The organism is Methylomonas sp. AM2-LC, from assembly GCF_039904985.1.
Lineage (GTDB): Bacteria > Pseudomonadota > Gammaproteobacteria > Methylococcales > Methylomonadaceae > Methylomonas.
On the sequence record NZ_CP157005.1, the window covers coordinates 945,119 to 972,105 of the forward strand.

At 49.2% G+C, this 26,987-nt stretch carries 27 protein-coding genes; 20 read left to right on the forward strand and 7 right to left on the reverse strand.

The genetic code is table 11. The annotated features are described in order from the left end of the window. The first annotated feature begins 2 nt into the window (after positions 1-2). Positions 3-1,553: a transposase gene (locus ABH008_RS04375; RefSeq protein WP_347988633.1), complete on the forward strand. Its 1,551-nt coding sequence runs from the start codon at positions 3-5 to the stop codon at positions 1,551-1,553. A gap of 191 nt (positions 1,554-1,744) precedes the next feature. After that, positions 1,745-1,957: a hypothetical protein gene (locus tag ABH008_RS04380; protein ID WP_347988634.1), complete on the forward strand. Its 213-nt coding sequence runs from the start codon at positions 1,745-1,747 to the stop codon at positions 1,955-1,957. 164 nt (positions 1,958-2,121) lie between these two features. Here ABH008_RS04380 and ABH008_RS04385 read toward each other — a convergent pair whose 3' ends face one another. From ABH008_RS04385 to ABH008_RS04395, 3 genes are all read right to left on the reverse strand, one after another. Then, on the reverse strand, positions 2,122-2,334 hold the full coding sequence (locus tag ABH008_RS04385; protein WP_347988635.1) for a hypothetical protein: 213 nt from the start codon (positions 2,332-2,334) through the stop codon (positions 2,122-2,124). Between the two features lie 171 nt (positions 2,335-2,505). Next, a complete protein-coding gene (locus ABH008_RS04390; protein WP_347988636.1) occupies positions 2,506-2,814 on the reverse strand; it encodes an HU family DNA-binding protein in 309 nt (102 codons plus the stop codon). Between the two features lie 96 nt (positions 2,815-2,910). Then, positions 2,911-3,117: a hypothetical protein gene (locus tag ABH008_RS04395; RefSeq protein ID WP_347988637.1), complete on the reverse strand. Its 207-nt coding sequence runs from the start codon at positions 3,115-3,117 to the stop codon at positions 2,911-2,913. A gap of 153 nt (positions 3,118-3,270) precedes the next feature. On the opposite strand from ABH008_RS04395, the gene traL reads away from it, so the two are divergent. From traL to traN, 14 genes are all read left to right on the forward strand, one after another. Then, on the forward strand, positions 3,271-3,552 hold the full coding sequence (traL, locus tag ABH008_RS04400; protein ID WP_347988638.1) for a type IV conjugative transfer system protein TraL: 282 nt from the start codon (positions 3,271-3,273) through the stop codon (positions 3,550-3,552). After that, a complete protein-coding gene (locus tag ABH008_RS04405; RefSeq protein ID WP_347988639.1) occupies positions 3,549-4,160 on the forward strand; it encodes a TraE/TraK family type IV conjugative transfer system protein in 612 nt (203 codons plus the stop codon). The genes traL and ABH008_RS04405 overlap by 4 nt, the downstream gene beginning before the upstream one ends. Beyond that, the gene (locus tag ABH008_RS04410; protein ID WP_347988640.1) at positions 4,157-5,131 is read left to right on the forward strand and encodes a type-F conjugative transfer system secretin TraK; all 975 of its coding nucleotides are present in this window, start codon (positions 4,157-4,159) and stop codon (positions 5,129-5,131) included. The genes ABH008_RS04405 and ABH008_RS04410 overlap by 4 nt, the downstream gene beginning before the upstream one ends. Further along, a complete protein-coding gene (locus ABH008_RS04415; protein WP_347988641.1) occupies positions 5,131-6,510 on the forward strand; it encodes a TraB/VirB10 family protein in 1,380 nt (459 codons plus the stop codon). Before ABH008_RS04410 ends, ABH008_RS04415 begins: the two co-directional genes overlap by 1 nt. Positions 6,511-6,582: 72 nt before the next feature. Next, on the forward strand, positions 6,583-7,416 hold the full coding sequence (locus ABH008_RS04420) for a DsbC family protein (RefSeq protein ID WP_347988642.1): 834 nt from the start codon (positions 6,583-6,585) through the stop codon (positions 7,414-7,416). Then, positions 7,413-7,982, forward strand: coding sequence for a type IV conjugative transfer system lipoprotein TraV (gene traV, locus ABH008_RS04425; RefSeq protein ID WP_347988643.1), 570 nt, complete (start codon positions 7,413-7,415; stop codon positions 7,980-7,982). The genes ABH008_RS04420 and traV overlap by 4 nt, the downstream gene beginning before the upstream one ends. Positions 7,983-8,116: 134 nt before the next feature. After that, the gene (gene traA, locus ABH008_RS04430) at positions 8,117-8,416 is read left to right on the forward strand and encodes a TraA family conjugative transfer protein (RefSeq protein ID WP_347988644.1); all 300 of its coding nucleotides are present in this window, start codon (positions 8,117-8,119) and stop codon (positions 8,414-8,416) included. Between the two features lie 7 nt (positions 8,417-8,423). Beyond that, complete coding sequence (locus tag ABH008_RS04435) at positions 8,424-8,687, forward strand: RRXRR domain-containing protein (RefSeq protein WP_347988645.1); 264 nt, start codon at positions 8,424-8,426, stop codon at positions 8,685-8,687. Continuing rightward, positions 8,684-11,140: a type IV secretion system protein TraC gene (gene traC / locus ABH008_RS04440; protein WP_347988646.1), complete on the forward strand. Its 2,457-nt coding sequence runs from the start codon at positions 8,684-8,686 to the stop codon at positions 11,138-11,140. The genes ABH008_RS04435 and traC overlap by 4 nt, the downstream gene beginning before the upstream one ends. Positions 11,141-11,156: 16 nt before the next feature. After that, entirely contained in the window at positions 11,157-11,450 is a 294-nt protein-coding gene (locus tag ABH008_RS04445) for a hypothetical protein (RefSeq protein WP_347988647.1), read from the forward strand. Beyond that, positions 11,447-11,971 carry a signal peptidase I gene (gene lepB / locus ABH008_RS04450; protein ID WP_347988648.1) on the forward strand — a complete coding sequence of 175 codons (525 nt, stop codon included), beginning with the start codon at positions 11,447-11,449 and terminating at the stop codon, positions 11,969-11,971. The genes ABH008_RS04445 and lepB overlap by 4 nt, the downstream gene beginning before the upstream one ends. Further along, on the forward strand, positions 11,958-13,175 hold the full coding sequence (locus tag ABH008_RS04455) for a TrbC family F-type conjugative pilus assembly protein (RefSeq protein ID WP_347988649.1): 1,218 nt from the start codon (positions 11,958-11,960) through the stop codon (positions 13,173-13,175). Before lepB ends, ABH008_RS04455 begins: the two co-directional genes overlap by 14 nt. Next, positions 13,172-14,239, forward strand: a complete 1,068-nt coding sequence (locus ABH008_RS04460; protein WP_347988650.1) for a TraU family protein — start codon at positions 13,172-13,174, stop codon at positions 14,237-14,239. The genes ABH008_RS04455 and ABH008_RS04460 overlap by 4 nt, the downstream gene beginning before the upstream one ends. Positions 14,240-14,252: 13 nt before the next feature. Then, positions 14,253-17,045 carry a conjugal transfer mating pair stabilization protein TraN gene (gene traN / locus ABH008_RS04465; RefSeq protein ID WP_347988651.1) on the forward strand — a complete coding sequence of 931 codons (2,793 nt, stop codon included), beginning with the start codon at positions 14,253-14,255 and terminating at the stop codon, positions 17,043-17,045. Positions 17,046-17,055: 10 nt separating this feature from the next. On the opposite strand, the gene ABH008_RS04470 is transcribed toward traN, so the two are convergent. Both ABH008_RS04470 and ABH008_RS04475 read right to left on the reverse strand, forming a co-directional pair. Next, positions 17,056-17,328, reverse strand: coding sequence for an HU family DNA-binding protein (locus ABH008_RS04470; protein WP_347988652.1), 273 nt, complete (start codon positions 17,326-17,328; stop codon positions 17,056-17,058). 490 nt (positions 17,329-17,818) lie between these two features. Beyond that, positions 17,819-19,795: a S9 family peptidase gene (locus tag ABH008_RS04475; RefSeq protein ID WP_347988653.1), complete on the reverse strand. Its 1,977-nt coding sequence runs from the start codon at positions 19,793-19,795 to the stop codon at positions 17,819-17,821. 304 nt (positions 19,796-20,099) lie between these two features. On the opposite strand from ABH008_RS04475, the gene ABH008_RS04480 reads away from it, so the two are divergent. The 3 genes from ABH008_RS04480 (at position 20,100) to ABH008_RS04490 (ending at position 23,451) form a co-directional block, all read left to right on the forward strand. Beyond that, positions 20,100-21,437, forward strand: coding sequence for a transposase (locus tag ABH008_RS04480; protein ID WP_347988654.1), 1,338 nt, complete (start codon positions 20,100-20,102; stop codon positions 21,435-21,437). A 283-nt stretch (positions 21,438-21,720) separates the two neighbouring features. Further along, the gene (locus ABH008_RS04485; protein WP_347988655.1) at positions 21,721-22,242 is read left to right on the forward strand and encodes an RNA polymerase sigma factor; all 522 of its coding nucleotides are present in this window, start codon (positions 21,721-21,723) and stop codon (positions 22,240-22,242) included. 75 nt (positions 22,243-22,317) lie between these two features. Further along, positions 22,318-23,451: a FecR family protein gene (locus ABH008_RS04490; RefSeq protein WP_347988656.1), complete on the forward strand. Its 1,134-nt coding sequence runs from the start codon at positions 22,318-22,320 to the stop codon at positions 23,449-23,451. A gap of 45 nt (positions 23,452-23,496) precedes the next feature. On the opposite strand, the gene ABH008_RS04495 is transcribed toward ABH008_RS04490, so the two are convergent. Together ABH008_RS04495 and ABH008_RS04500 are read right to left on the reverse strand one after the other, a co-directional pair. Beyond that, a complete protein-coding gene (locus ABH008_RS04495; protein WP_347988657.1) occupies positions 23,497-23,916 on the reverse strand; it encodes a type II toxin-antitoxin system HicB family antitoxin in 420 nt (139 codons plus the stop codon). Positions 23,917-23,926: 10 nt separating this feature from the next. Continuing rightward, entirely contained in the window at positions 23,927-24,109 is a 183-nt protein-coding gene (locus ABH008_RS04500) for a type II toxin-antitoxin system HicA family toxin (protein ID WP_347988658.1), read from the reverse strand. A 256-nt stretch (positions 24,110-24,365) separates the two neighbouring features. Here ABH008_RS04500 and ABH008_RS04505 point away from each other — a divergent pair, with 256 nt between their 5' ends. Further along, a complete protein-coding gene (locus tag ABH008_RS04505; protein WP_347988659.1) occupies positions 24,366-26,978 on the forward strand; it encodes a TonB-dependent receptor in 2,613 nt (870 codons plus the stop codon). Positions 26,979-26,987 lie beyond the last annotated feature (9 nt).

The following is a 26,987-nucleotide window of genomic DNA, read 5'->3' on the forward strand; positions in this document are numbered from 1 at the left end:
CCATGGTATTACCTCCAAAAGTTGTTCACCCAAATGGTGATCAGGAAGTCAGTCTCAAAAAGCGCGAAATTGCCTCTCTGGTTGCCGACACATTCGATGGAAAAATCCACATTGAGTGGGACCCGCAGGCACAAGTAACCCCCTTGGGACAACTGCCTTTTTTCATCCAGTATCTAAAGATCGGGCACTTATTCGAACCTTGGGTTGATGCATGCCCGCTGACCTATAAGAGCAATAATGCCCCCCAAAAAGTGAATGTACTGGGGTCATTTCTATTGTCGATCTTGGCCGGCCACACGCGGTATGCTCATATCACCAGCTTAATGGGTGATAGCGTTAACGCTAAATTGTTAGGGATGTCAAAGGTCGTAAGTGATGACTGTGCTCGCAGAGCGCTGAATAGAATAGATGAGAAAGCGGGCATCCGCTGGCTGCAAGACCACTTGTATCGCTGTTATAGCCCGCTGCTCAGTCAGCCCTGGATACTGGATTCGGATGTGACGGTTAAACCTTTGTATGGCAAACAGGAAGGAGCCGTCGTCGGTTACAATCCCCACAAACCGGGTCGTCCCTCGCATACCTATCACACTTATATGATTGCGAACCTGCGCTTGATCCTTGATGTTGAGGTTCAAGCCGGCAACCTAAGTTCATCAGCCTATTTTGCGCCTGCTTTATGGACAATACTTGAACGAATACCTCGTTCGGACTGGCCTAAGTTTATTCGCGGCGATTGTGACTGGGGTAGCGACCCTATCATGACGGAAGCCGAGAAGCGAGGCATCAACTACCTATTCAAGCTTCGACAATCCGCCAACGTTAAAAAGCTGATTCTACAACAACATTGCCGTGCGGGATGGGAGCGAACCGTTGATGGCTGGGAAGCGTTATCGACTGAACTCAAGCTGAGCACATGGAAACAGCCTCGTCGTGTGGTTTTGGTCCGGCGACGTTTATCCAGAAGCATAGTCGTCGCACCGGATACGCAGAAAGCACTGCCTGAGCAGCTTTCTCTGATAGAGCCCGCCGAAAGCATGGCTGCTTTTGAATATAGTGTATTGGTGACCTCGTTAAATTCCGAGGTCATCAGCATCGTTCAGCATTACCGGGATCGGGCCGATTGTGAAAATAACTTCGATGAAATTAAAAACCAATGGGGCTGGGGCGGGTTCGTGACCCAAAAAATCAAGCCTTGCCGTTTAATTGCCCGGATGATTGCGTTGATCTATAACTGGTGGTCCTTGTTTGTCAGGCTGGCAGAACCTGAAAAACATTATGAAGCTATTGTATCCAGGCCTCTGCTGCTTCATGGAGTGGGCAAACAAACCAGTCATGCCGCTCAAAAGACCCTCACAATTACCAGTACACATGGCAGAGCTTCCTATGTAAGAGCGGCTTATCAACGTGTTAGCGAGTTTTTTGATGATCTAAAAGCAATTGCGCCGCAGTTGACACCTCTGCAATGCTGGTACCGGATTTTGAGTGAAGCCATGAAAAAATACTTGCAGGGAGCGCTTTTAAAACCGCCTGACTTGTTCGCTTGTGGGTATTAATCGCAAGATTTCATACTCAGTGTTTAGTCAAATTCATGCTGAAATTAAGCGGCAGTAGCTAACTCAACTGATTTTTTTAGGATGAACTTCAGGATGCTGATTTAAGAGGACTCAAGTTCGGTGGTGGAGTCATAGTTCGAGATGGTCAAGTAGGTTTCTCCGGCCTTCCTCTTCAGTTACCTCAAACTCATGTGCCTGGCTATGCAACCCTTGGCTTAATGACGGCTTATAGTCGTAATTTTGGCAAGTCAAAGGTCACAGTACAATTCAATATCGATAATGTTTTGGATCAACGTTATTACAGCGCGATAAATCAGGGTAATAACGGTGGTGGCACTTTTGCAGGCACTGCCAGTTACGGTGCACCGCGAACCGCGATGGGGTCGATTAGTATTCAGTATTAATAGTTCTCCGTATGATTGACTTTTAAGGGATGCATGAACTGATCATGCAATCAATTGGTTGCTCGTTGAAAAACGAGCTGTAAACCAGAATCTCGAACATCTATCTAAACGTGTATGCCATAAAAAAGCCCACCAATGTGGTGGGCTTCGTCCGGTGATGTTTATTATGTTTTTTGATGGACGTCTGCCATAAAAAAAACGGCAATTGAATTTCTTGCGTTTTTTTGTTGTTCTACCGGCTTACCGGTCGCTGCGCTCCCTAACAGCAAGGTTGCAATTCTATTGAATCGATTTTTTCCCTGCTGCAGGTCTACGAATTGTATTTCACAATTAAAATTATGTCCAACAAGTGCAAAAAAATAGACTAATGAACCCATTATCAGGTCACTTGGCTTCAGTAATATTTCGGCTTCAGTCTGCGGCAAATGGTCACATTTTCAATGCAGCCAACAACTGTTAGCATATGTTCAACGCTTGAAGATGTAGCACTACCTTTCCTTCTCTGTAATCCGGCCAATCCCTTGAGCCGGATTTTTTTTGTCTAAAAACTATAAATCCCTGATTTTATATTCGAGTCGTGATGCATTGACTTTTTGACGCAAATCAAGTCCCGGTTTAAAGTGGACTGCTCGTCGATTTGGTACGCTGACGGCTTCCCCTGTTTTTGGATTGCGACCAATACGAGTTTTACGATCAAGCGTTGTAAAGCCGCCAAAGCCGCGAATCTCAATTCTTTCCTGACTGGCGACGGAATTTGTCAATGTCAGTATGATGGTATTTACAGCGAGTTCTACGTCTCTTTGATTTAAATGCTGTTGTTTAGTACCGATCAGGGTGATAAGTTCTGATTTTGTCATCTGTAATATAAGCACCTAACAACTAAACGGGGAATCCAAGTTGCCAATCAATAATCAATAACAGCAAAATTAAGCCTGTTTCACTAAAAATAAATGTTAAAAGCGGCCTATACCAGGGTAATAAATGGTTCGCATTAATTGAGAAGATGTCCATTTAGCATTTCCTTTGATGGGTGAAATAGTTGAAAATCCTAGCATGATAAAGCCCATTTGAACAAACAGTCTAAATGCAAAAACCTTAAGTTTTTGTACTCTTGTAGTTTGCATTTGTTGCCATTTTGCCGACTGATGTTTAGAAGTCATGAACATAAAACAGGTTTTGGTAATGAAGGTGAGAACCTTATTAGCACAAATTATTCAACCCTAGCTTGCAAAAAATGAACAATTAGAGATTTTTTGCAAGTCACATCCAAAAAATTCCTTGCAAAATAATGATCACCCTAACCGGAGATCATTATGGAACCCGTAGCCATCCCCCAAACCATTGACGACCCGATCCACATTCTGTTGTGGAGCGCGGATGAGATGGTGCCGTTCATGGTCTGCATGATGACCGGCATGTTGATCGATCAGTTTATTCCTGCTCTGGTCCTGGCCGTCATCGCTGTTAAATTCTACCGCCGTTTTCGGGATAACCGTCCAGACGGCTACACCTTGCACGCCGTCTATTGGTTGGGGCTGTTGCCCAGCAAAGCGATCACCATTCCCAATCCCTACATCCGGAGATTTTATCCATGAGGCTGTCTGACTTCCTGGAAACCTGGGATGGGCACGAGACCGAGAACCGTTTTAGCCGAGTGATCATCATCGGCTTGCTGGTAATCTGCGTGATTACTTCCCTGGCAGCCTGGCGGACCGAGCGCAGCATTATTCTGGTACCGCCAACACTGACCAAGGAAGTAGAGGTTACCCGTACTTCCGCCTCTAGCGAATTCAAGGAGTCCTGGGGCCTGTTTCTGGCCGAACTGCTGGGCAATACCACGCCCGCCAATGCCGATTTTCTGAAAACCGCTATCGAACCTTTGTTGGCGCCGGACATTTACCGCACCGTGCTGGACGCCATGACCGATCAGATCAAGGCCATCAAGATGGATAGAGTTGCCATCAGTTTTACGCCCAGACATGTGGATTACGAGTCTGAGACCGACAAGGTGTTCGTCAGCGGCGAACTGAAAAGCCAGGGTCCCAGTTCTAAACCGGACGTGAAGCCTCGCACCTACGAGTTTACCATCGTCATCAAAAACTATCGGCCACGTCTGGAGTTTATCGATGTCTATCCCGAAGAGCCCAGAACCCTGGAACGCCTGAAAGTTCTGCAATCCCAACAGCGAGCCACCAAGCCATGATCAAAGCCTGCCGTCATATTGCCTTATTGCTGACCATCAGCGGTACCTTGTCCGCCGAGGAATTAACGCAAACCATCCTGCCGCCTGAAATTCCTGTCACCGGATCCAGTCAAAGTATGCCGGTCATGCCGCTTTCGGCATCAGCCCATGCCGATACTTCTCCGGAAACGATGCAAGTCGAGTTGCCGCCAGTCGATGCCAGCGTACTAAAAGCTGCCGAACTGCAAGCCTCATCAGTCGGTCCGCAACAGATTCAGATCAAACCCGGCATCAATGAATTAATGCCGATTGCAGTCGGCCATCTAAACCGCCTGGTAACACCGTTCGAAAACCCCGTCGTGACCACAACCAGCCAAGCCACGACCAGCACCAAGGGCAAAATCGTCTACGTCGCTACCGCCGATGAAACCCCAGTCACCTTATATATCACACCCGGCGACAACCAGGACATTGCCTTATCGTTGACGTTAATTCCAAAACGTATTCCGGCCCGCGAGATTCATCTAAGTCTGGATAAAGACAATTACAAGCTTCTGAGCAAGGTGCAACAGCAATCCCGAACTGCAACGTCAAAGCCTGCAGACCATGAACAGGAGTACATCAGCCATCTAAAAAAGTTGTTCCGCGACCTGGGTCTGCAAAAGACACCAGCGGGATTTTCTCTGCGCGATCCCAGTCACGCGGAGAACATTCATTGCCTGCAAAACCAGATACAGATAAAGACCGGCCAGGTGTTGGAAGGCCAGGACATGTTGATACTGGTTGGCGTTGTTCGCAATACCGGTGCGGTAATGATCGAATTTGATGAGCGCTCCTGTGCTACCACCAAGGACGAAGTGCTGGCCGTGGCTGCCTGGCCAAAAGTGGTGCTGGCGCCCAATGAATCCACCGAACTGTATGTCGCGCTTCGCCTTAACCCCGAACAGGCTTCAGCGATCAGGCCATCGTTGTTGCAGCGGAGCACCCACTAATGGCCGACATGAATTCCTGGTGGTCGACGCTCAGTCCTGCGGCCAAACGTAATCTGGCGGTGGGTAGTATTGGTACAGTGGTCATTGCCGCCATCTTTGCTTTGGCATCATTTTCGCCGGAAGTGGCAAAACCCTCCAGCAAGCAGGCCACTATTCAACATATTCTGACCGACAGCGATCCGCGTTCTTTGGGGATAGACGGCATCTCGGCGCAACTTCGGGATTTGCTGCAGAAGAACGACGAACAAAGCCGTCGTCTGGCTGCGATTGAGGAACAACAAAAACGTGAACATCAATCCGGTGAACAGCGTTTCCGGCAATGGACCGAAGCCGAACGGGAAGCCTATGACGCAAAATTGAAAGTCGTCGCCGGCGAACTGGAGACGATTAAAAACAAGCCGGCCGCTACAGTACCTTCAACTGAAAATGGTGCAACACCAACGGCTAATGGTAATTCGTCATCCACAAATGGCAGTGACTATCGCCACCCAAAAGCAAGCCACTTGGCACCTGAAAACGACGATTTAAACCGGGTATTCGAACAAGCCTCTATTCCTGGGTCTGTTGCGAATGCGGGTCGCCAAAGTGGTGTCAGTAATGGCGTACAGGCTGGTCAAAATGGCCAAGCGCCACAACCCGTATTGCAGATTCGAGTAATCAAGGATGAAAAGGCTGGCAATCCTGCGGCCGATATCAAAACCGCCGCCGACTCATCCGCCAAACACAGCGAGGTGTTCATTCCGGCCGGGACTATTTTAACCGGCGTGTTGCTCAATGGCCTGGATGCGCCCACCGGCAAAAGATCGAAAAAAGAGCCGATGCCGGTACTGTTCCGGATCAAGAAGGAAGCCATCTTGCCCAACCGCTTTCATGCCGATTTACGTGAGTGTTTCTTGCTCGCATCCGGCTTTGGTGATCTCAGCGCCGAGCGCGCCTATTTTCGTGGGGAGACTTTCTCCTGTGTTCGCCAGGACGGCGGTGTGATTGAAGTGCCGATGAATGCCTACGCCACTGGCGAGGACGGCAAGAACGGCGTGCGAGGCCGGGTGATTTCCAAACAAGGCGCATTGCTGGCGCAAGCCATGATGGCCGGTTTCCTGCGTGGCTTTTCCGACGCCTTTGGCCGTAACCAGATTCCAATGTTGATGACCGGAGGTGTCGGCAGTCTGTCCGGGACTACGCCCTTCCAAAGCGCCTTTTCCTCACAGTCAATGGAAGGCGGCAGTTTGCGCGGTGCCGGGTATGCGATGGAACGGTTATCGCATTTTTACATGGACATGGCCGAAGAAATTTACCCGGTCATCGAAGTCGACGCCACCCGGCAGGTCAACTTCATCGTGCAAAAAGGCACTGCGCTCAAATTGAAGGTGCCAGCCTGATGTTAAGTGACTTAAAGCAATGGATGGAATGCAAGCGTATTTCCAATTTTAACCCTGAACCCTGCAAATCCGATGCACACTATGAATAGATTACCTTTTTCCATTCTACCGTTTTTGATCTTACCAGCCTTTATGCCGGTAAACCTTGCTTTAGCTGCTGATGCGGGTAAAGCCACTGTATCAGGTATCTCGTCAGGTTTATTGTCCGCGAAAATCGACGGCATGCAGGATTTGCCGATCAACGGGTTAAAAATGATCAAGACCGGTGACCAGGTAATGTTTGTCTCCAGTAATGGCCGGTTTGGCATCTATGGCGGCAAACTGCTGGATGTCTGGACGCAACAGGAAATCAAGGATATTCCGGATATTGATCGTATCGCCAACCGAATCGATCTGTCGCGGATGAAACTCAATCTCGACGATCTGGGGCCGGTGACGGTGGGACATGGCAAGGACAAGGTGCTGGTCATCATCGATCCACGCTGCCCGTATTGCGCCAAGCTCATTAAAGACCTGCAAGCCTTGCAGGACAAATACACCTTCAAACTGGTCATGGTGCCGGTGCTGGGTCAGGAATCACAGAACATAGTTGTGCAACTGGCTTGCCTATTGTCTTCTCAAGACAAAAAAGCCCAGGAATCGGCAAAAGTCAGACTGTTGAAACAGGATTATGCCGGCTTACCCAGCGATAACCCGCCGCAATGTAATAAAGAACCGCTGCAAAAAGCCGTGGTTACCGCCAAGCTGTTTGGCCTACAGGGTGTACCGTTTCTGATCGCCCCTGACGGTCGTACCCATAGCGGCGCACCGGATGTGTTGGCTGATTGGTTGGAAAACAAGCCTTTGGTCGAGTCGACGGTTACGCCCAATCCTGTGGTGACACCCTCTGTGGAGCAAAAGCCATGAAATCCATAGCCTCAAAATTCATTTTACTTCTGCCGTTACCGTTACTCATCAGCGGCTGCGCTACGACCGAATACGGTTGTAAAGGCATGCCTGAAGATCCCAAGTGTTTGTCCACGACGCAAGCATATCTGTTATCGGATAGGGCCTTACCAGAACCGGCCAGGATTGATGCGTCGAGTCAGGGTAATGAAGTCACTCAAGTCACCGAGTCAAGCAGCATCTCGAATATGTCCGGTACTTCTATCGCCGCCACTGCACCGATAGTACAACAACCGATGCCGAAAATCGACGATCCGACACCGATTCGCACGCCTGCCCAGGTGATGCGTATCTGGATTGCGCCTTGGGAAGACAATGAAGGTGATTTGATGGTGTCGAATTATGTGTATACCGAATTGGAACCGAGGCGCTGGATGATCGGTAAAAGTGCTCCGGCAATCGGTCCGACCCTGGTTCCACTTCAGGTTGAACAACGTGCGTCGGATAAACGCCTGGATACCGAACCAAACGATGGCGAAATGCGCGGTTTGCAGCAAACGCCTTTGAATGCCGCCAATAAAAATTAGATTTTAAAAATTTACTCCACCGCCGGTACCGTTCGGATCGGCGAGACGCCACGGGCAACTGTTGGGTAAGCCGGACTATATGTCCGAGATAGGACGGGCAACCGTCTGTTCATTAACCCATGAGGTCGTTTGATATGAAATTTAACCGTCGAACCGGGGTGTTCATCGCCCTGGTTTCCTTGCTATTGGTGATGATGGCGCCCGATACCATGGCCGGTACGGCTGGTACCGAGTTTAACAACGTCTGGACCTTGCTGACTGGCTGGGTCGAGGGTTTGCTTGGCCGGATTATCGCCATCGTCTTCGTGATTGTCGGCTTGGTGGCCGGCGTGGTTAGAGGCAGCATGATGGGCTTTGTACTGGGGATCGCCAGCGGTGTCGGGCTGTTCGCTGCACCGACGATCATTACCAATATCGTCACCGCGACGCTGTAGGTCTGCTATGCATCACACCACCGGCGTCAATCAAAACTCCGAGTTGGCGGCGGGCAACCGCCGTGTTTCGGTTCCCCTATCCGCTAATAAAACTGTTTGTGTGCAATTGCCGAAAGGTAAGCCACTCAATCCCTGCCATCCCGCCCGTGCGCGGGAGCTGATCAAAAAGAAACGTGCTGTGCGGATATGTCGGCACCCTTACACGATTCGCTTAAAGGCTGAAACGCTTTCTGAGAGTCTGCGGCTGTTATCCGAGCAGGAGGCGCCATGAAAAAATCCCAACGTCATCATATCGACGAATTGTTTCCCACGCTGGCTTATGACCCGGAACTACAGGTCTTTCTACTGGCAGATTCCAGCCTCGGCTTTGGTTTTATCTGTAGGCCTTTGACCGGCGCCGACTACAGCGTCTCGGCCAGAGTGAATGTACTCCTCAATCAGGATTGGCCGGCGGATACGATCTTACAGGTGAGTCTTTGGACTTCACCGGATATTGAAGAATCGCTGGCGGTGATGCAGGCCAGGCGCTTGAAACAGCAAAAGCCCACCTATAAAACCATGACCAAAGCCAGTATCGATTTTCTGCGGCAAGGCACGGATAAACCGCCCGAGCCGATTTCGGGTGCGCGTTTGCGGCGCAGCCATGTGCTGATCACGGTGAAACTACCGATTGCCCATCCGCGCCCCAGCGCGGCTGAAATGCGAACTGCGACTGAATTACAGATGGCGACGAAGCAATCGCTGGCGACCATTGGTCTTTATCCGGATGTGTTGGATTCTAATCAGTATGTCCGTATCATGAATACGCTCGTGAACTGGAACAGTTTCGCCGGCTGGAAAGACCGCGTTGTTCCTGAATGCGATCCGACTCAATTGATCCGCGACCAGTTGCTGGATTACGACACCGTGCTGGAAAGCGATGAAAAGGGAATTTTGCTGAATCCCAAACGTGTCAAAACCCTGTCGGCCAAACGCACCCCGGATCATTTTTATTTCGGCAGCGCCAAAAGCTACCTGGGTGATTTTTTATCCGGCACCCGTGGTATCCGACAGAATGCGCTGATTACCATGAGCATCCATTACCCGGATGCCGAGTCCACCCGTGCTAAACAAGAAGGCGTCCGGCAGTTTATTACCAATCAGGTCAATACGCCCATCGCCCGTTTTTTGCCGGCCTTGGTGCACCGTAAGCAAAATTTTGACGTGCTATTCGATGCATATGCCGATGGCGACCGGCCTATTCGCAGTTACTTCGGTATGGTGTTGTTCTGCGACGAACAGGATGAAGCCGCCGCCATCTCCAACGCCCGTGTGTATTTTCGGGAGCTGGGCTTTCAGTTGCTGGAAGACAAGTTTTTCTGTTTGCCGTTTTTCCTAAACTGCCTGCCTTTCGGAGCGGAACGGGCGGCGATCCCCGATCTTAAGCGCTATCGCACCTTGGCGACGCGGCATGCGATCCCGTTGCTGCCGATTTTTGGCGACTGGGCCGGCACCGGTACACCCACCTTGAATTTTGTCTCGCGCAATGGCGAGCATATGGCAGTGTCACTGTTCGATACCACCGGTAACTACAATCTCTGTATTGCCGCCGAATCCGGTAAGGGCAAATCCTTTCTGACCAACGAGATCATCGTCAGCTATCTGACCGAAGGTGCACAAATTTGGGCCATTGATGTCGGCCGCTCTTATGAAAATCTCTGCGAAGTACTGGAAGGCGATTTTGTGAAGTTCACCAACAGTTCCGGCATTTGCATGAACCCCTTTGAGATCGTCCAACATTTTGAAGAGGAAGCCGACATGCTGGCCGGTCTGGTCAGTCAGATGGCGGCGCCGACCGAAAAACTCACCGATTTTCAAACGGCCGGTCTGAAACGGATTTTAAAAAACCTGTGGACCGATAAAGCACAGTCCATGTCCGTCGACGACATTGCCACCACCTTATGTAGGGAGGAGGATCAGCGCCTAAAAGATGTCGGCGAGCAGTTGTTTCCGTTTACCACCAAGGGCGAATACGGCCGCTATTTTAACGGCAAAAACAACGCCAAGTTCGTCAGCGATTTTACCGTACTGGAACTGGAAGAACTCAAGGGAAGGAAACATCTGCAACAGGTCGTGTTACTGCAGTTGATCTACCAAATCCAACAAGAGATGTATCTGGGCGAACGTAATCGACCCAAAATTGTCATTATCGACGAAGCCTGGGACCTGCTCACCGAAGGCGATGTCGCCAAGTTCATGGAGCACGGCTATCGGCGCTTTCGTAAATACGGCGGTGCGGCGGTGACCATCACCCAGTCCGTGAACGACTTATACCGCAATGCGGCGGGTCGAGCTATTGTCGAGAACTCGGCCAATATGTATCTACTCGGCCAGAAAGCCGAAGTCATCGAAGGCATGAAGCAGGATCGGCGTCTGCCTTTATCGGACGGCGGTTATGAATTGCTCAAAACAGTACACACGCTGCCAGGCGCTTATTCGGAAATCTTTTTTATCACCGAGATGGGATCTGGCATCGGCCGGCTGATTGTTGATCCCTTCAAACGCGTGTTGTTTTCCACCAAGCCGGAAGATGTGCAAGCACTCAAGCAATTGCGCCGCCAGGGCTTGAGTCTAGGCGAAGCGGTTCAGCAATTGATTGAAAGCCGTAAAGCCAAGGGTGCCACCGCAAGGCATTTGGACAACGCCCATTATACGAAGGACTCCGAGGTGCAACATGGTCGGTAAAGCAGGATGGCTAGCAATGGTAGTTATTGCCTCGTTGTCGGGTCTGGCTGGGGGTGGATTGATAGCAAAGTATTTGCTGAAAGCCCCGCTGGAACGTTTGAATCTGGTCACGCCGGTATTTGTACTGGATCGGGCCAAGCTTATTCAGTCTTTGCCGCCGAACGCCAGTCAGGAACAAATGACGCAAATCGTCGATAGCTGGAAAACCCAGGCCACTAAGTTAAGCGCGGCGGGTTATCTGGTCATCGATTCCACGGCGGTAGTTGCCGCACCTGAAGACGTTTATGTCAGGAAGGACGGTAAACCATGACCCGAAAAATACCGCCCTATAAATCCGCAGCCGCGCTGGGTTGGCTTTTAATGAAAGCCTTGCCCGTATTGCTTCTAGCGTTGGCGCTGGAAAGTTACCTGGGCGAGCGGTTTCTGATCGGCGGCGATGATCAGATTGACCGTTGTTTGCCGGATAAACGCATTTATATTATCGACACCTTTAACAAGGACATCTGGCGAGGGGATTTGATAGCCTTCCGGGCGGAACGCATGTCGCCTTATTTTAAGGACGGTCAAATCATCGTCAAGATCGCTGCCGGCGTCACTGGCGACCACATTAAGGTGGATAGTCTTCAGACCACCGTTAACGGCTCATTGATCATCGAAGGCCTACCGCTGGCAGAGAAGCTGAAGAAATCGTCTTCAGCCTTTAAGCGCGATGAAAACATTCCACTGTCGGCTTACTGGGTGACCGGCAAAACTGCAAAAAGCTTTGATTCCAGATACTGGGGTTATGTCTACGATTATCAGGTCATCGGTAGGGCTTATGCGATTTATTAACACGGATAGTTCGAAAGTCTCAGTCAGATGGTCAGCGTGTTCACTGACGGCTTTGCTGCTTTGGCAGGCTTCGGCATGGGCAGAGGAAGATTGGTTCAGTAAATCCCGGCAAATTCTGCAAGCGCTTGATGGGCAAGAACGACCAGAATGGCTGGATGGAAATCCGACTCAAGCGGAAGCGCAACGACAAGCAATTGATGTTTTTAGACAATCAAAATCAGTGTTAATGAAGGACGCCTTCAAACCTGGTGATTTAAATAGCGCAACGCCAAAACTAGCTGTCGGTAAACCTTTAAGTGTCATGTTTATTTCGTTCTCTATGGGTACTGCTGCACTGAAAGGCATCTTCCAGGAAGCCTCCGGTCAGAATGATGTGTTGCTGGTATTACGCGGACCCAAGCCCATGCAAAAGCTGCCGGCCCTATTTGCCGAGTTAAAAACCCTTTTGAAAGAGATTGAGCCCTTACCGAATATCGTCATCGATCCGGTTCGATTCCAGAAATATGCCGTGACCTCGGTGCCGGACATGATCATTGAAGAGCATGGCAAAGCCAGTTTACACGTCAAGGGCATCACCAGCCTGGCTTGGTTAAAAGACAGACAGCAGCAAGGAAAACAGGGTGATCTGGGCAGTTTGGGTACGGTCTATAAAATTGCCGAAATGGATTTGTTGGCCGAAATGAAAAGCCGACTGGCCGCCATTGACTGGCAACAGAAAAAACAGCAGGTGCTTGCGCGATTTTGGGAGCAACGTCATTTTGAAGTTTTACCCACTGCGTTGGAAGATCGAGAACGCTTAGTTGATCTGACCGTCACAGCGCCACGCGATTTAACCGACCCGAATGGCAAACTGCTGATGCGTGCTGGACAAACCGTGAATCCATTGGACAAGATGAGTTTCGGACTGTGCTTGCTGGTGTTTGATGGCACAGAGCAAGCTCAGGTTAACTGGTCAAAAACTCAGTCCTGTTCAGACAATAAGGCGAGACGCATGTATCTGGCAACGCAATTACCGCGTCAGGAGGGCTGGGAGGCATTAAAGGCATTGGAAAACACGTTGAATGCGCCGGTGTATTTGCTTACACCGGATGTGCGGACGCGATTTCAGTTGGAGCATGTGCCGGTGCTGGTGGAGCAGTCGAGCAAGCAGGTTGTGATCCGGGAACGTAAAGTTTCAGGATTGGCTTTAGGAGCGGCGTTATGACTTGCTTTGTCATTGTCTGCGGATTCTTGAAAGCAAAGCTGAACCAGGCTATTAGGCTATGGCTGCTGGTTTTATTGCCTTTTACCGTGAGTATTTACGCCGACACCACGACCAGCACCACTGATCCACTATGCGCCGATGCCGAACTTTGGTCAGGGAAGTTGATTACTGATATTTGCTGGGAATGCCTGTTTCCGATTCGAGCAGCCGGCGCGGAGCTTGGCGGCGGCAACGTACCCAGTATCGCCAGCGACCAAGTATTTTGCTTTTGTAATGATCCATTGGGGTTGCCACAACCGGGCATGACACTAGGTATGTGGAACCCGGCGCGATTGATCGAACTGGTCAGAAATCCTTGGTGCTCGCCGTCCTTGGGTGGCATGACCTTCAGCGTCTCGCAAGTGCGTTTAACAGCCACCACCGGCAAGGCGGATTTCGACGCCAGCGAAATGTCGTTTTTTAATTATCACTATTTTGCTTTTCCGTTGACCATTATTCTGGATTTGTTCTGGGATAAACGCTGCAACGCCGATGGTTACCGGGATTTCGATTTAATGTATGTCTCGGAACTCGATCCGACCTGGAACAGTGATTTACTGGCATTTTTTACCAGTCCGGAAACGGCTTTATTCGCTAATCCTGCCGCCATTGCAGCTTGTGTCGGGGATGCAGCGGCCGCAGCCACCGGTCATCCGATTGACGCCTTGTTCTGGTGTGCCGGTGCTTGGGGGCACCTGTATCCCTTATCTGGTATTTCCCCGACCAGTTACGGTACCGATCCTCGAATTACCAGTTTATTGGCCACACGGGCGACCGCTGCTTTGCATCGCCGTGGTCTGGCCTGGAAAACTGCCGGCAATGAGGCTTTGTGCGGCGGTACGATTTATCCCTTCATACCCAAATCGCAATATCGGCTGAGCATGTTTTATCCGGTGGCGGAAACCGCTTCCAATCATGCCATCGGTGAAACCACGTTTACCTGGGGTGCGGGAAGGACTTATCCGGGGCCAGGTGAGGATCATGTCTATATCCTATGGCGCTGGCAAGACTGCTGTCTGAATTAGCCGGAGCAAATGGATGGGATTAGCAGCCTATTTTGAACAGCAAGTGGTTTTGAGCCGTTCGCTCGCGATTACTTTAAGTGTCACCATGGCCTGGACGCCGTTCGGCTTGAGCTGGGCGGATGCCATACAGAATGCCGGCACGCAGGGACAGCAGGCCGGCCAACAGCTCATCGGAGGGTTTCAATTTCCGCTAGATGCCGGCAATGGCGTGATGACCTTGAATCCCGGCTCTGCTCAGCAAAGCTCGATTAATGTCAGTACGCTGTTCCCGGATTCGGGCAATACCACTAGCACGACGGCTAACATCACCAGTTTGTATGGTAACGATCCCGGTACGGTGGCGGCGGGCATCGATACGCAAACGGCTTTGACCACTGAAAATAGCTCGACAGGAGATGCTTATCGAACACTGATTAATAACGCCCACCAGTCGCACCCGGATTTACAGAACGATCCGATCTGGACGACTGGCGATCAGGTGTTTGCCAATTTTACCCCTTGGGCGCAGTCGTTCTCGGATTGTACGACCACCACCACACAGACCGAGACCACGCAAACTGTTCAGTTACCGAATTATCAACTCTGTGTGCGTCAGCCCACCATACCGCAAAGCTGTACCGCTACCCATCAAGTGACGGTTGAACCGTTGTTGACCTATGTCTCCGGCAACGGTGGCGTGTCGAACTGCGGTCCCGGTTGCGTGGATTTGTATGTCGGCGTGGTCGGTGATAATTACTGGTCGGCCGGTTGCGGAGTGTTTACCTGGCAGGTGACTTATAACGTCAAGCATCCGGAAGCGATTACCAGCGCCACTTTGGCTATGGTTGAGTTTGATGACCATGCGCAGGTATTTTACGGTGGCAATCTGATTTATACCGGATCCAGTGGTTGGGGAGGCCCCTGTGAACTCGGCCGTAACTGGAATGATTACCCAAATTTGGATGTGACCTGGGCTTTTAACAGTACCGGCAATAAAGTGTTTAAGCAAAATACATTAGTGGGCGGCATGGGTGAAGGTTATTCGCGGATTCGTGTTAAATTCGATGTCTCTAAACTGATCACTCAGGACAGTTGGAGTTGGGATGGCGCAAACTGCCAGAATCTGGCCAATGCCATTACCGATGGAATTTGTCAGGCGGGTAGCCAGTTGACTTGCACCAGTAATCCTGCCAACGCCTCAGGCTGTTATGTCGATCCAGCTTCGCAGGTCATTGTCTGCGCCAACAGTTTAACACCAGCGCCGATGGCCAGTTCTGCGGGTATTCCCAATACTTGCATGAGCCTCTCGGCTTCAGGGCATTGCGATCTGAGCAACGCCGGACAATGCTGGACGGATACGGCCGGCACGCACTGTTTGGCTCAACCGGCCCAAGGCACGCCGACCACGAACTGCGCCAGCCTGGAAACCCAGGGATGTGCGTTTATCAAAAGCCAGTGCATGGATGTGCTGGCCTCGGGCACTTGCTGGGATAGTATCGATACCTACGATTGCGGCCAGCAAGTCGGTATTCCGGGTATTCAGAGTAGTACCCGCCAGCAATGCTCGGGGCCGATCCGTTGCATGGGCGAAGAGTGCGTGACGCCGAACCGCACCCAGAGCACCGATTTTACTAAAGCAGTTGCTTTGTTGAACTCGGCTCAGCAGATGGCGATGGATATGAGTTGCGATTACTCCAATGCCAACCTGCAACAAAAAGACCCCACCACTTGCCAGGTGTTCAAGGGCAGCCCTGCGACCTGCAAAATGGTGGGCGGCGGTCTGTCGCTGGTGGACTGCTGTAATTCGCCGACCGGCGGCATGGGCTTGAGTCAGTATATCGAATTACTGATGGCTACGAGTCAATTGGATAACGCCATCATGGATATGAATGCCACTTCGCCGATCCGTGGCGCTTGGGAAGTATTGCGTACACCGTTTGCGACGGCTGGCGATGCCTGGAATGGCGTGCAGGCGGATTTTGCTTCCGGGGTGAATGATCTGGTCGGCTCTGACTTGCTGAGCGTTAGCGATGTGGCCGAACAAGGATTACTCGACTCGCTACAGGGGGAGTTGACCAACTCGGTGGCTGAATGGATAGGCAGTACGTTTGGGGAGGCGGCGGGCAATGCACTATTCAGCGCCGGCGGCCAAGCTGCTTTCGATTCGGCAGGTAATTTAACGCCGGCAGCGCAATCGGGTGGCGTGGAAATGGGCGGCGGTGCAGCGTTTGCCGGGGAAATGCTCAGTAGTTTGATGGCGGCTTATACCGCCGTGATGATTATTATCATGATCATCCAGATGATTTACTCCTGTGAACAAACCGAATATGAGCTGGATGCCAAAAAACAGCTTAAAGTCTGCAAAGACTTGGGCAGTTACTGCGATCAAAACAGCTCGATTTTAGGGTTATGTCTGGTTCATAAGGAGAGTTATTGCTGTTACAATTCACCCCTGGCCAGAATCCTGAACGAACAAATCAAGCCGCAATTGGGGATGGATTTTGGGATACCACAAAATCCGGATTGCACCGGCATCAAGGTCGCTGATCTCAGTCGAGTGGATTGGAGCCGTGTCAATCTGGACGAATGGCTGGGCATACTAGCGCAGACTAATCATTTACCGACAGCGGCGAATGCCGCTGCCAAACTAAACCTGAATCAACTAACCGGTTCAGGCAGTCGATTGAATCCGCAAAAATACAATCCTGCTGCGACGAGCAGTCGTCAGGATACCTTGACCCGCACGCAAGGCCGGATGACTGGGCTGGATGCGCCGACGGTCAAACGGCAAGCGGAACTGCAAGGCTGGGGCATGGGGCCGCATTAGCGACCTTCAATCACTGAACGGCGTCTTTCAGGGCTTTGCCGGCTTTGAATGAAGGAACTTTGGCGGCAGCGATGGTGATGGCTTCGCCAGTTTGCGGATTACGACCGGTGCGTTCGGCTCTTTCCTTGACTTCGAACGTACCAAACCCAATCAATGTAATGGAATCGCCGGATTTCAAGGTTGTTTCGATGGTTTGCACCAATGCTTCCAAAGCACGACCTGCGTCGGCTTTTGTCAAGTTGGCGTGAGTGGCGATGGCATTGATCAGGTCGGATTTGTTCATGTTGTTAATTCCTTCTATTACATTAAAAGTAAGGATTTTAAATGAAATTAATTAAATTTCCCAAATACGCGTGAGAAATTTAATTAGTCATAGGCCTTTGGCTATGATTCATCAAGTTCCGCTACATTGTTTTCCTGCGAATATGCTGAGTGTTAAATTTTAATATGACCAATTCGACAAAACGTTTTTGTTCGGTTTCGACTAGGATGTTTTTTTTCCAGAAATGCGTTCTTGTAGCTTAATCGTTCCTAGAGCCATTGCAATGCTTTACAACTCCATACCATTCGGGCTTTTAGCAATGAGTTTAGCGATCTTTACTAGTTCTTCGTCTGCATTAATTTCTTGATCTTTTCAATCTTAGGAGTGGCGCAGTTTGGATTATTGTGCCATTTTATATGGCGCGTAATCCGTACATTGCGCCACAAAAATAACTATATGAACATGATGTGGATGAATCTGCAGACGAGAACAATGTTTTAAATTGACTTGCTTACTGATATTTTCTTAAGAAACTATCCATGGCCTGAAAAAATTGCATTCTGTCCTGTTCTCGGGATAAGTGATGGTCGGCGTCTTCCATCTCTATGTATTGAAAGTCCTTGAATCCTGCGCTTTTCAACGCTGAAGCCATTTTGCGGGAATGATTTACATCCACACTCCTGTCTTCGTCACCGTGCACCAGCAATAATGGCGTCTGAATTTGTTTAGCCAGATTAACAGGAGAGGTTGCTTTCAGACGCGAACGGTCTGACCACCAGTTTCCAAAGCGTTGTTCAACCAATTCTGCACGTAAATGGCGATCCAGCCAGTGCATGTCTGACCAGTCCTCCATCAATTCGACCAGATCGGTAACCGGCGCAAAACTCACACCGCACCGATAAAGTTCAGGGGTTTTGGCTAAGCCCATCAATGTGGCATAACCGCCATAACTACCCCCGACAATGCAAATTTTGGACGGATCGGCAATTTTGCCGGTGATTAACCAGTTCACTCCGTCAGTTATGTCATCCTGCATTTCCAAGCCCCAGCGTTGAAAGCCGGCCTGGATGAATTGTTCGCCGTAACCGGCTGAACCGCGGAAATTGATTCGAAATACATTCCAGCCGCGATTGACCATGAACTGTGTCCAGTAATCGAACGAATTGATATCGCGCGACCACGGGCCGCCGTGAGGGAAGATGATGGTTGGACCGGAATTTGCCGAACTGACAGGTCGAGTTAGAAAACCTTCCAAGGTTAAACCGTCCCGAGCCTTAAAATGCACTGTTTCGGTCTTGGCTAATACGGATGGCTTGAGATCCGGGTAGGTTTTAATCACTTCACCGATGGAATTTTTATTGGCGTCAAACCAGTAATAAACCGGTGCAAATTCAGCACTGGAGGAGATCAGCAAATATTGTCCGTTACGGCGGGAGACGATATGGTTGCCAAGCCTTGGTAAGGCATTGTCGATACGCTGTTGTATTTGTAGCGCTTCCGCATCCCAATAGGCTACTTTTCCGGATTCGGCAATATAGTTGATGCCGATAACCCGTTTTTGATCGGCGGAGTAGATTAATTCGCCTTTGACGTCGTATTCCGGATCGGCATAGACTAATTCCGGCTGGGAAGCGGAAGCGGGTTTGTTCAGGTCGATTTTGAAAACAGCACTTTTACCCTGATGATTGGCAAGCAGGTATAACCAGTCGGGGTCATCACTAAATCCCAACGATTCCCATCCGCTAGCTGTCACCCCATCGTACTCTGCGAACACTTTCCAGTCGTCTTCAGAATTCTTGCGCTGCACCATGCGAATGGTTGTTGTGCCGGTAACACCAATGCCGACCCGAACCCTGCCTTCGCGGTCATAAATCCATGAACGCACAAAACCGGGATTACCGGCTACCATCTCGGTTTCGCCGGTATAGACATCCAGTTTATAGACATCGGGCGCACCCGGATGCCGTTTGTCCAAAGAAATCAATACGTGGCGCGGGTCATTTGGAATCAGGGTAAAATTATCCTGAAACTGGGAAATATGCTTTCGGTCGTTCAGGGTACTTTGAATCTGGATCAAATCCGGCTTGGCTTCGGTACCGTCCCGATTGATGGCAAACAGGCGGGTTTCGTAGACTTTCAAATTGCCGTGGCGTGCGGGATACAAAATGCGCACCAACAAACGATTATTATTTACCCAATCGTAACTTCGAAACCGGAATTTTTGGTTGTCGCTGGTTAACACCACATGCATTTCTTTACCGGTTCGATCTTGTGTCACCAGTGCGGTTTCACTGCCGGTATTTTGCAAAAAAGCGATAAACCGGCCATCAGGTGATAAACTGGCTTGTTGTATGAGAGGTAAGGAAGCAAAGGCTTTGACGGGCAATTCGCCAGCTTTTTCCGGTAAGACTTCCGGGATTTTCTGAACATTTGACTGACAAGCATTCAGTAGAAATATTAAAAAGAGGCATTTGATTAAGTGGTTCATTTTTGCATCACTAATTTATTGAGCACTGAAAATCGAAACGGTTGATCGAAATTCACAACATTTCCAAACCGTTTGCCGTTTTTTATATTATTCGAATTTTAACTGAAGTTTCCCAGAAATTTTAGATTCAGAATGCTAATTTCAAGGCGGCTTATCTTGAGAGCTAGCCGTTGTCGGCTTAACTAATATGTTAGTGATGGATATTTGTTTGAAAAATCAATAACTTGATAGTGAATGAGCTCGTGTTTTATTGTATAATACAAGGTGTTAAGTCTTTGATTCTACAGCAAAACAGACCTCATTCATGTTCATTTTACGCGATCTTTCACACTCACTTCAAGCCCCATTTTCCGATACCAAACTCGGACAGGAACGTGCCTCTTTATTTGTCTATACGCTCCTGTCGATTATTATTCCCTTTACGTCTTCTATCACCTCAAATTGTCTTCGCTGCCTGGTGACTTTGTTTGGAATTGAGATCGAAGACCATCGGTTCTACACCTTCATGGCGTCTACGACTTTGCCGTGGCGGCGTCTTTGGCAAACCGTTTGGGGATTAATACCCTCCCCTGAAACCGATGGCCGCTTGCTGGTGGCGCTGGACGATTCCATCAATCCCAAAATCGGGAAAAACATCTTTGCTTGCGATACGATTTTCGATCATGCCGCTAAAGCGAATCAAAGCCAATATCCGTGGGCGCAAAATATCGTCGCCGTCGGCTTGTTAAAACAAATCAAAGGACGGTGGGCTTGCTTGTTTTTAGATTTCCGCTTTTACTTCGCCAAGAAAACCATTGAAGCGGAACAAAGAACCGCTAAAATCAAAGGCAAGGTCGTTCCTTTTCAAACCAAGTTGGAACAAGCCGGGCAGATGCTCATCGGCATTGGACAGCATTTTTCTACGACACCCGTACTGGCCGTGATGGATAGCTGGTTTGGCAACGAGAGTTTGTGGCAACCGGTTCGGCAAGCGTTTGGGGCGCGGTTCAATATGCTATCCAGGCTGCGTAGCAATAACGTTTTGTATGATCAACTGGGTGAACCGCAGCCAGGAAAGCGCGGCCGTCGGCCTAAGTACGGTAGCCGCCTGGGATCAACGGCTGAAATGGCGCAGGCGTATCAGGCATTGGCAACGATCTACACCGTTAATCTCTATGGCAAACAACGTGACGTTCGCGCCTATGAGCGGATGGTGATGCTGAAAACACTCAAATGTCCTGTGCGGGTCGTTTGGGTATTCCGGAAAACGCAATGGGTGGCGTTGTTTACCACGGATCTGACCTTATCGGTGACGCAGATCATTGAGTTTTACGGGGCTCGCTGGAAAATCGAATCCGGGTTCAAAGAGCTCAAGCAAGATATCGGTAGCCAGTCCAGTCAGTGCCGGAATGCTCAGGCGGTGCTGAATCACTTGAACTTCTGTATGATGGCTTCAACCATCACCTGGATTTATGCGGATCGGTTAAAAGCTGACCCGCAGCGACGGCATAAAGTGAAGGGCAGAACCAGTTTTGCCTTTTCGGATGTCCGGCGCATTATCGCCGAAGCCGCACTTGATGAGGATTTTGATAGGCTTTGCCCTAAACCAAGCAACTCACCGAAAAATTCTCTCGTGGCCGTGTTGTTACGCATGGTCGCTTGATGAATTTCTTAGAAACTTCAGGAATTTTAATTCAATCATCGCAAATTAATACTCGGTTTGGAATTTCCTAGTTGCCCGAGGTCAAAACATGAATACCGCACTAATCTATGTAGTTGCCCTGCAGTTCCAATCAAGCTAATTCGGATTGAAGTTTAGCTTTACGGTATTGATGATGGCATAAGGCTTGCTGAGCTTAGTTTTGCCAAATGTCGATCACTACCCTTAGAATATGGATAGCCTTTTTCCTGATTTACGAACCAGATCAAATTCGCATCAATCAACCATGCCCCTTTCGGTAGAAGACATCAACTGCATTTATCTTGGCGTGAGTCCTCAGCTTCATCATTTTCTGACCAGACGAGTCCAATGTCCGGATACGGCAGCGGATTTACTCCAGGAAGTCTATCTGAGACTGCCCCATCTGAAACCGCCACCGGAAACTGAGGAACAAGTTCGAGCCTGGTTGTACCGGGTGGCGACCAATCTTTCAGTGGATCATGTACGCACGCAACAACGCCAGTCGGCTTTGCTGGAAAAATATTACCGAGAAGAATCCGAGATTGATGAAGGTGCCGAACCTGAGGTTTTCGCTCTTTTTTGCGAAGAGCTTCAGCGCATCCAGAATTTATTAACCGGACTATCTCCAAGGTGCATCCGGATTCTTAAAATGAATCGGGTGGAAGGCATGACACATGCCGAAATAGCCGCGCAATTGGACATCTCAAAAAGTCTGGTGGAAAAAGAGGTGGTGCGTGCCCTTAATCACTTGCGAACGGCACTGGATAACGAAGAAGACGAAATATGAGCAGTCGAAAAAAATATGTGGTTTCAGACCCAGTTATTCGTTATGGCTATATAGTACACCTGACAGGTAATGACCATGCCCAATAATGAATCCAATGCATTGATGCGTGAGCGTCTGGAACAAGAGGCCGTCTCGTGGTATGCTCGCATGGCCTCGGGTGACATGACTACTGAAGAACAGGCCGCTTTTGACAAATGGCGCCAGCTAAGTCCCGCGCATGAAAAGGCTAGCCGTAAAATGGCGAAACTCTGGGACATGCTGGAACTGGCCTTGCCGGTCGCTGAGCATGTAAATCAGCAGATTGACGCCCATGACACTGAAATTGTGAGTGAGTTTTCTCAAGCGATAGGGTTTAGCGAACAAAGCCCTCATGGTAGTGCCAACATTATTTCACTGGATGCCGCCCGTCAAAAGGCAGCGAACGCTGCGTTCGTCGAAAGTAAGCGGCAGCATAAAAAATCATCTCCTTACGCCACTGTTGCCCGTTGGGGACTGGGTCTTGCAAGCGTTGCATCGTTGCTGTTGTTCATTTGTTTTAGCCATTGTGCCGATTATCTGCATCATCCCCTAGCCGACTATCGCACCCTGATCGGCGAGCAGACCACCCTCCATTTAGCCGATGGCAGTAGCGTTTACCTCAACACAGACACGGCGCTGGATGTTATTTTGACAGATAAGGAACGGCGTATCGTCCTGTTGCAGGGTGAAGCCGAATTCGAGGTCGCCCACGACAGTAGTCGGCCCTTTAGAGTAATTAGCGGCACCACCACTACAGAAGCACTCGGCACCCGCTTTGTGGTGCGTTATGACGATAAGGCTGGCACCATCACCTTGTTGGAGGGCAAAGTCAGCGCAACCCAAACGACTGCAGCTGGCGAGTTCATCAACAACGTCAATCTCAGGCCGGGTGAGCGGGTGGCTTTCAACGAGCATAGTCTTGGCGATGTACAAATCGCCGATCTGTCCACCGCTGACGCCTGGCGAAGAGGTCGTTTGGTCATGAACTTCGTGTCATTGCAGGACGTGGTTGCAGAAATAAACCGCTACCGTCGTGGCCGGGTGCAATTGCTAAATGCTGATTTGGCCTATCGCGCTATTCACGTCACCATCGATACGAAACATATCGACGACTGGCTGGATGCGCTGGAAGATACGCTGCCGGTTCGGGTTCGGCATTTAGGCCCGTTCGTTTTGCTGGAATCCCGATAAGCGAGCGTTTGCTATTCCCCATACTTCATATGTTGAATCTTAGTGTTAGCCGACATCCACCAACAACCGTCTATCGAGCAAAGCCAAGGCCGTTTCAATTTGCTCGATCTTGCTTTTGTGTTTCAGCGATAACAGGCGATCAACCAGCACAGGAGCAATATTTAACTTTCTGGCCAAGTCCGCTTTACGTGTGCCGCTGCTTAGCATGGCATTATGTAAGGCTACCTTACCGGCTATCAGTACCGGAACGGCGACAGCGGGCCGACCATTCGCCGGAGAAGCCAGCGGCACGGCTTGACGATTTTGCATAAAGTAGTAAAACGCGGTTTCAAGCGCATCAGCCGCATTTAACAACGCTTCATCAAAGGTGTCGCCTACCGAATAGGTGTTGGGAATATCCAAAAACTCGACTAGAAACTGCTTGGTTTCCGGGTCTTGGTTGATTGTTACCGGATAATAAAACATAGGGTCACCTTTAATTTAAGCCAAAATCTTTCTTAATTTTCTTCATCAAAGGGTTAGGGATTTCTTTGGCGCCATGAAAAGGGAAAATGGATTTTTTACCGTTTAACTCACCATGCAAATGACTACCTTTCCCCGGACTGAACTTAACGCCTTGCTGCTCTAACCAACGTTTGAATTCGCTGTATTTCATCATAACGCCCTTGTATTTGATACGCTCATTATTAACAAATAAGTATATAAACACAACAATAATGTTTTATTTTGGTGAAGGATAGCGTTCGGTATACGGAAAACCTATCCTATGTCTGCTTTTGAATCTACTTCACGGCGAAAAGCCCCATTCGCCATACATAAACACCCTGCGACAATTTGCCACACCGGTTTTTTTGAGGTTTTTTCTTTTCTTAAGCGTTGAGTGAAGGTAAAAACAATAAACAAGGACTTAACTCATGAAAAAATCGGTAACAGGCCTTTCCGGCAGAGAGAGCAAACAAACTAATCGGCGAATCGCTTTTGCCAAAATTCCGCTTTGCGTGGGCTTAGTCTCGTTTGTAGCGTCGGCATGGGTACAAGCGGTTGAAACCGTTACCCCAAACGCTGCGGGAGCTATTAAGGCAAACTTGCACACGTTCAATATTGGCAAACAACCGCTGTATTCGGCGCTAAATGCCATTGCCGAACAGGGCGGCGTGCAGTTTGTTTATACCGATGAAATGGTCAAGGGGTTATCCTCACCGGGCGTGAGCGGACAATTGACCACCGAGGATGCGCTGAATAAGGTTTTGGAAGGTTCCGGGTTGGGTTATCGTTTTAACAATGGCAATACCATTACCTTAGAGCTCAAGCCGTTGCAGGTGCCAAGTCTCAATCAGACCGAACCGACTACATTACCGAAAGTGAGTGTAGTGGGCAATGCCGTTTACGACGTCAAAGATCCTTACAACGAAGACTACGTTCTACCCAACGCTACTAGCGGCACCAAAATCGACACTCCCATTATGGAAACACCACTGAATGTGCAGGTGATTTCCAAACAGGTGCTGAAAGACCAACAGATCACATCACTTGGTCAGGCCTTGAAGAACGTCAGTGGCGTTACCTTGGGTATTTCCAATCAAAATACTGATTTTCCTAATGGTCTAAATCAATCCATCGTGGTGCGCGGCTTTAACTCCGACACGTATTTTCGTAACGGCTTCCGACTCCAGCAGGGTTCGGCAACTCGCGAAATGGCTAATGTGGAAAGCGTTGAGGTGTTGAAAGGCTCCGCCGCCATTTTGTATGGACTGGTCGAACCGGGCGGTATGGTCAACGTCATCACCAAACAACCGCTGGCAACACCCTACTACTCGGTAAACCAGCAATTCGGATCCTATGACATATACAGGACAACCGCCGACGCCACTGGCCCTGTCGCAGGGAACAAGGACGTGTTGTACCGGTTGAATATGTCTTATGAAAACAGCGGTTCGTTCCGTGAATTTGTCAACAGCGAGAAATTCTATATTGCGCCGATCTTGAAATGGAATATCAGCCCCAGAACCCAGGTAACAATGGAGCTGGAATATGGTCACGACAATCTCGGTTTGGACACCGGCATCGTGCCAACTCTCAATAATCAATTTATGAATGTTCCCATTGGTCGTAATTATGGGCAATATTACCCGGCAAAACAGGATAATTTTTTTGGCGGTGTAAACTGGTCGCACCAATTCAACGACGACTGGTCCATCAAACATAGTATGTCTGTAAATCAGTCAACAACCAATCAAACGGGGTTGCAAGCTTATGGGCCATTTATAGCGCAAGCATTATTGCCGGGTAATCCGGCAGATCAAATAGCCCTTGCTTTATATAAACAAAATGCCACATACAACGTCTATGCCACCAACATGGATTTAACCGGTCATTTTGATACGTTGGGGCTTAAACACACCTTGCTGTTGGGTGGCGACTATTATCGTACGGACAGCTCTAACTCTTCAGCATCCAGTATTTATAATTTCACCGGTAACAATATTCTTAACCCGACGCATTGTGCTGATCCTTATTGTGGATTGGTATTCAATCCGACTTCGCCATATACAGTGCCTCATACCGTCAATCACTTAGATCAGTACGGTCTTTATCTGCAAGACCAAATTAAATTACCTTATGATTTTCATGTTACGGGTGGATTTAGATACCAGAACCTTCACCAGGGTAGCTGGACTCAAGCTAATGATATGGTGATATATCCTAACCCATCGTTATCAGCAGATGCTGTGACGCCTCGCGTCGGATTGTTGTGGCAGCCGCAAAAGTGGCTTAGCCTATACAGCAATTACACGGAAAATTTTGGCGCCAATACTGGTAATGTTTATGTGAATGACTCGACTATTAAAGCAGCTGGCCCCACTGGGTCTCAACAATGGGAAGTCGGCTTTAAGAACGAGTTCTTCGATGGAAGATTACGTACGACGTTTGCTTATTATAATTTGACCAAACAAAATGTCCAGTCATCCGATATTGCTCATCCAGGCTTCGTTATCCTGACAGGTGAAGTTCGCAGCCGGGGACCTGAACTCGATATTCAGGGAGAAATCCTTCCGGGTTGGAACATGATTGCTACCTATGCTAATACCGATATTATTGTCACCAAGGCTAGTGATGATGCAGTTAATAATTATCCCACTGTAGGTAGCCGATATTGGGGGGTTCCCAGAAACACGGCCAGCCTATGGAATACCTATGAATTTCAACAAGACCCTTTGAAAGGTTTTAAGGTAGGCGGCGGTGTTACGGTAAGGGATGGTCAGCTTATCTATATCTATGGCGGAGATAGTTCAAATCCAACTATCCCAGGCTATGCAACTGTCGATTTGCTGGCGGCATATAGCATTAAGGTGGATAAATCAAAAGTCAGCGCGCAACTGAATGTGAACAATCTTTTGGATCACGACTACTATACTCAGGCAAGTGCATATCCCTCATCTTTAAATACTTCTGCTGGATATAACGCCGGTTTTGTTTCCTTTGGCGCACCGCGCACGTTTATGGGTTCTATAAAGGTTGAGTTTTAACGGCTTTAC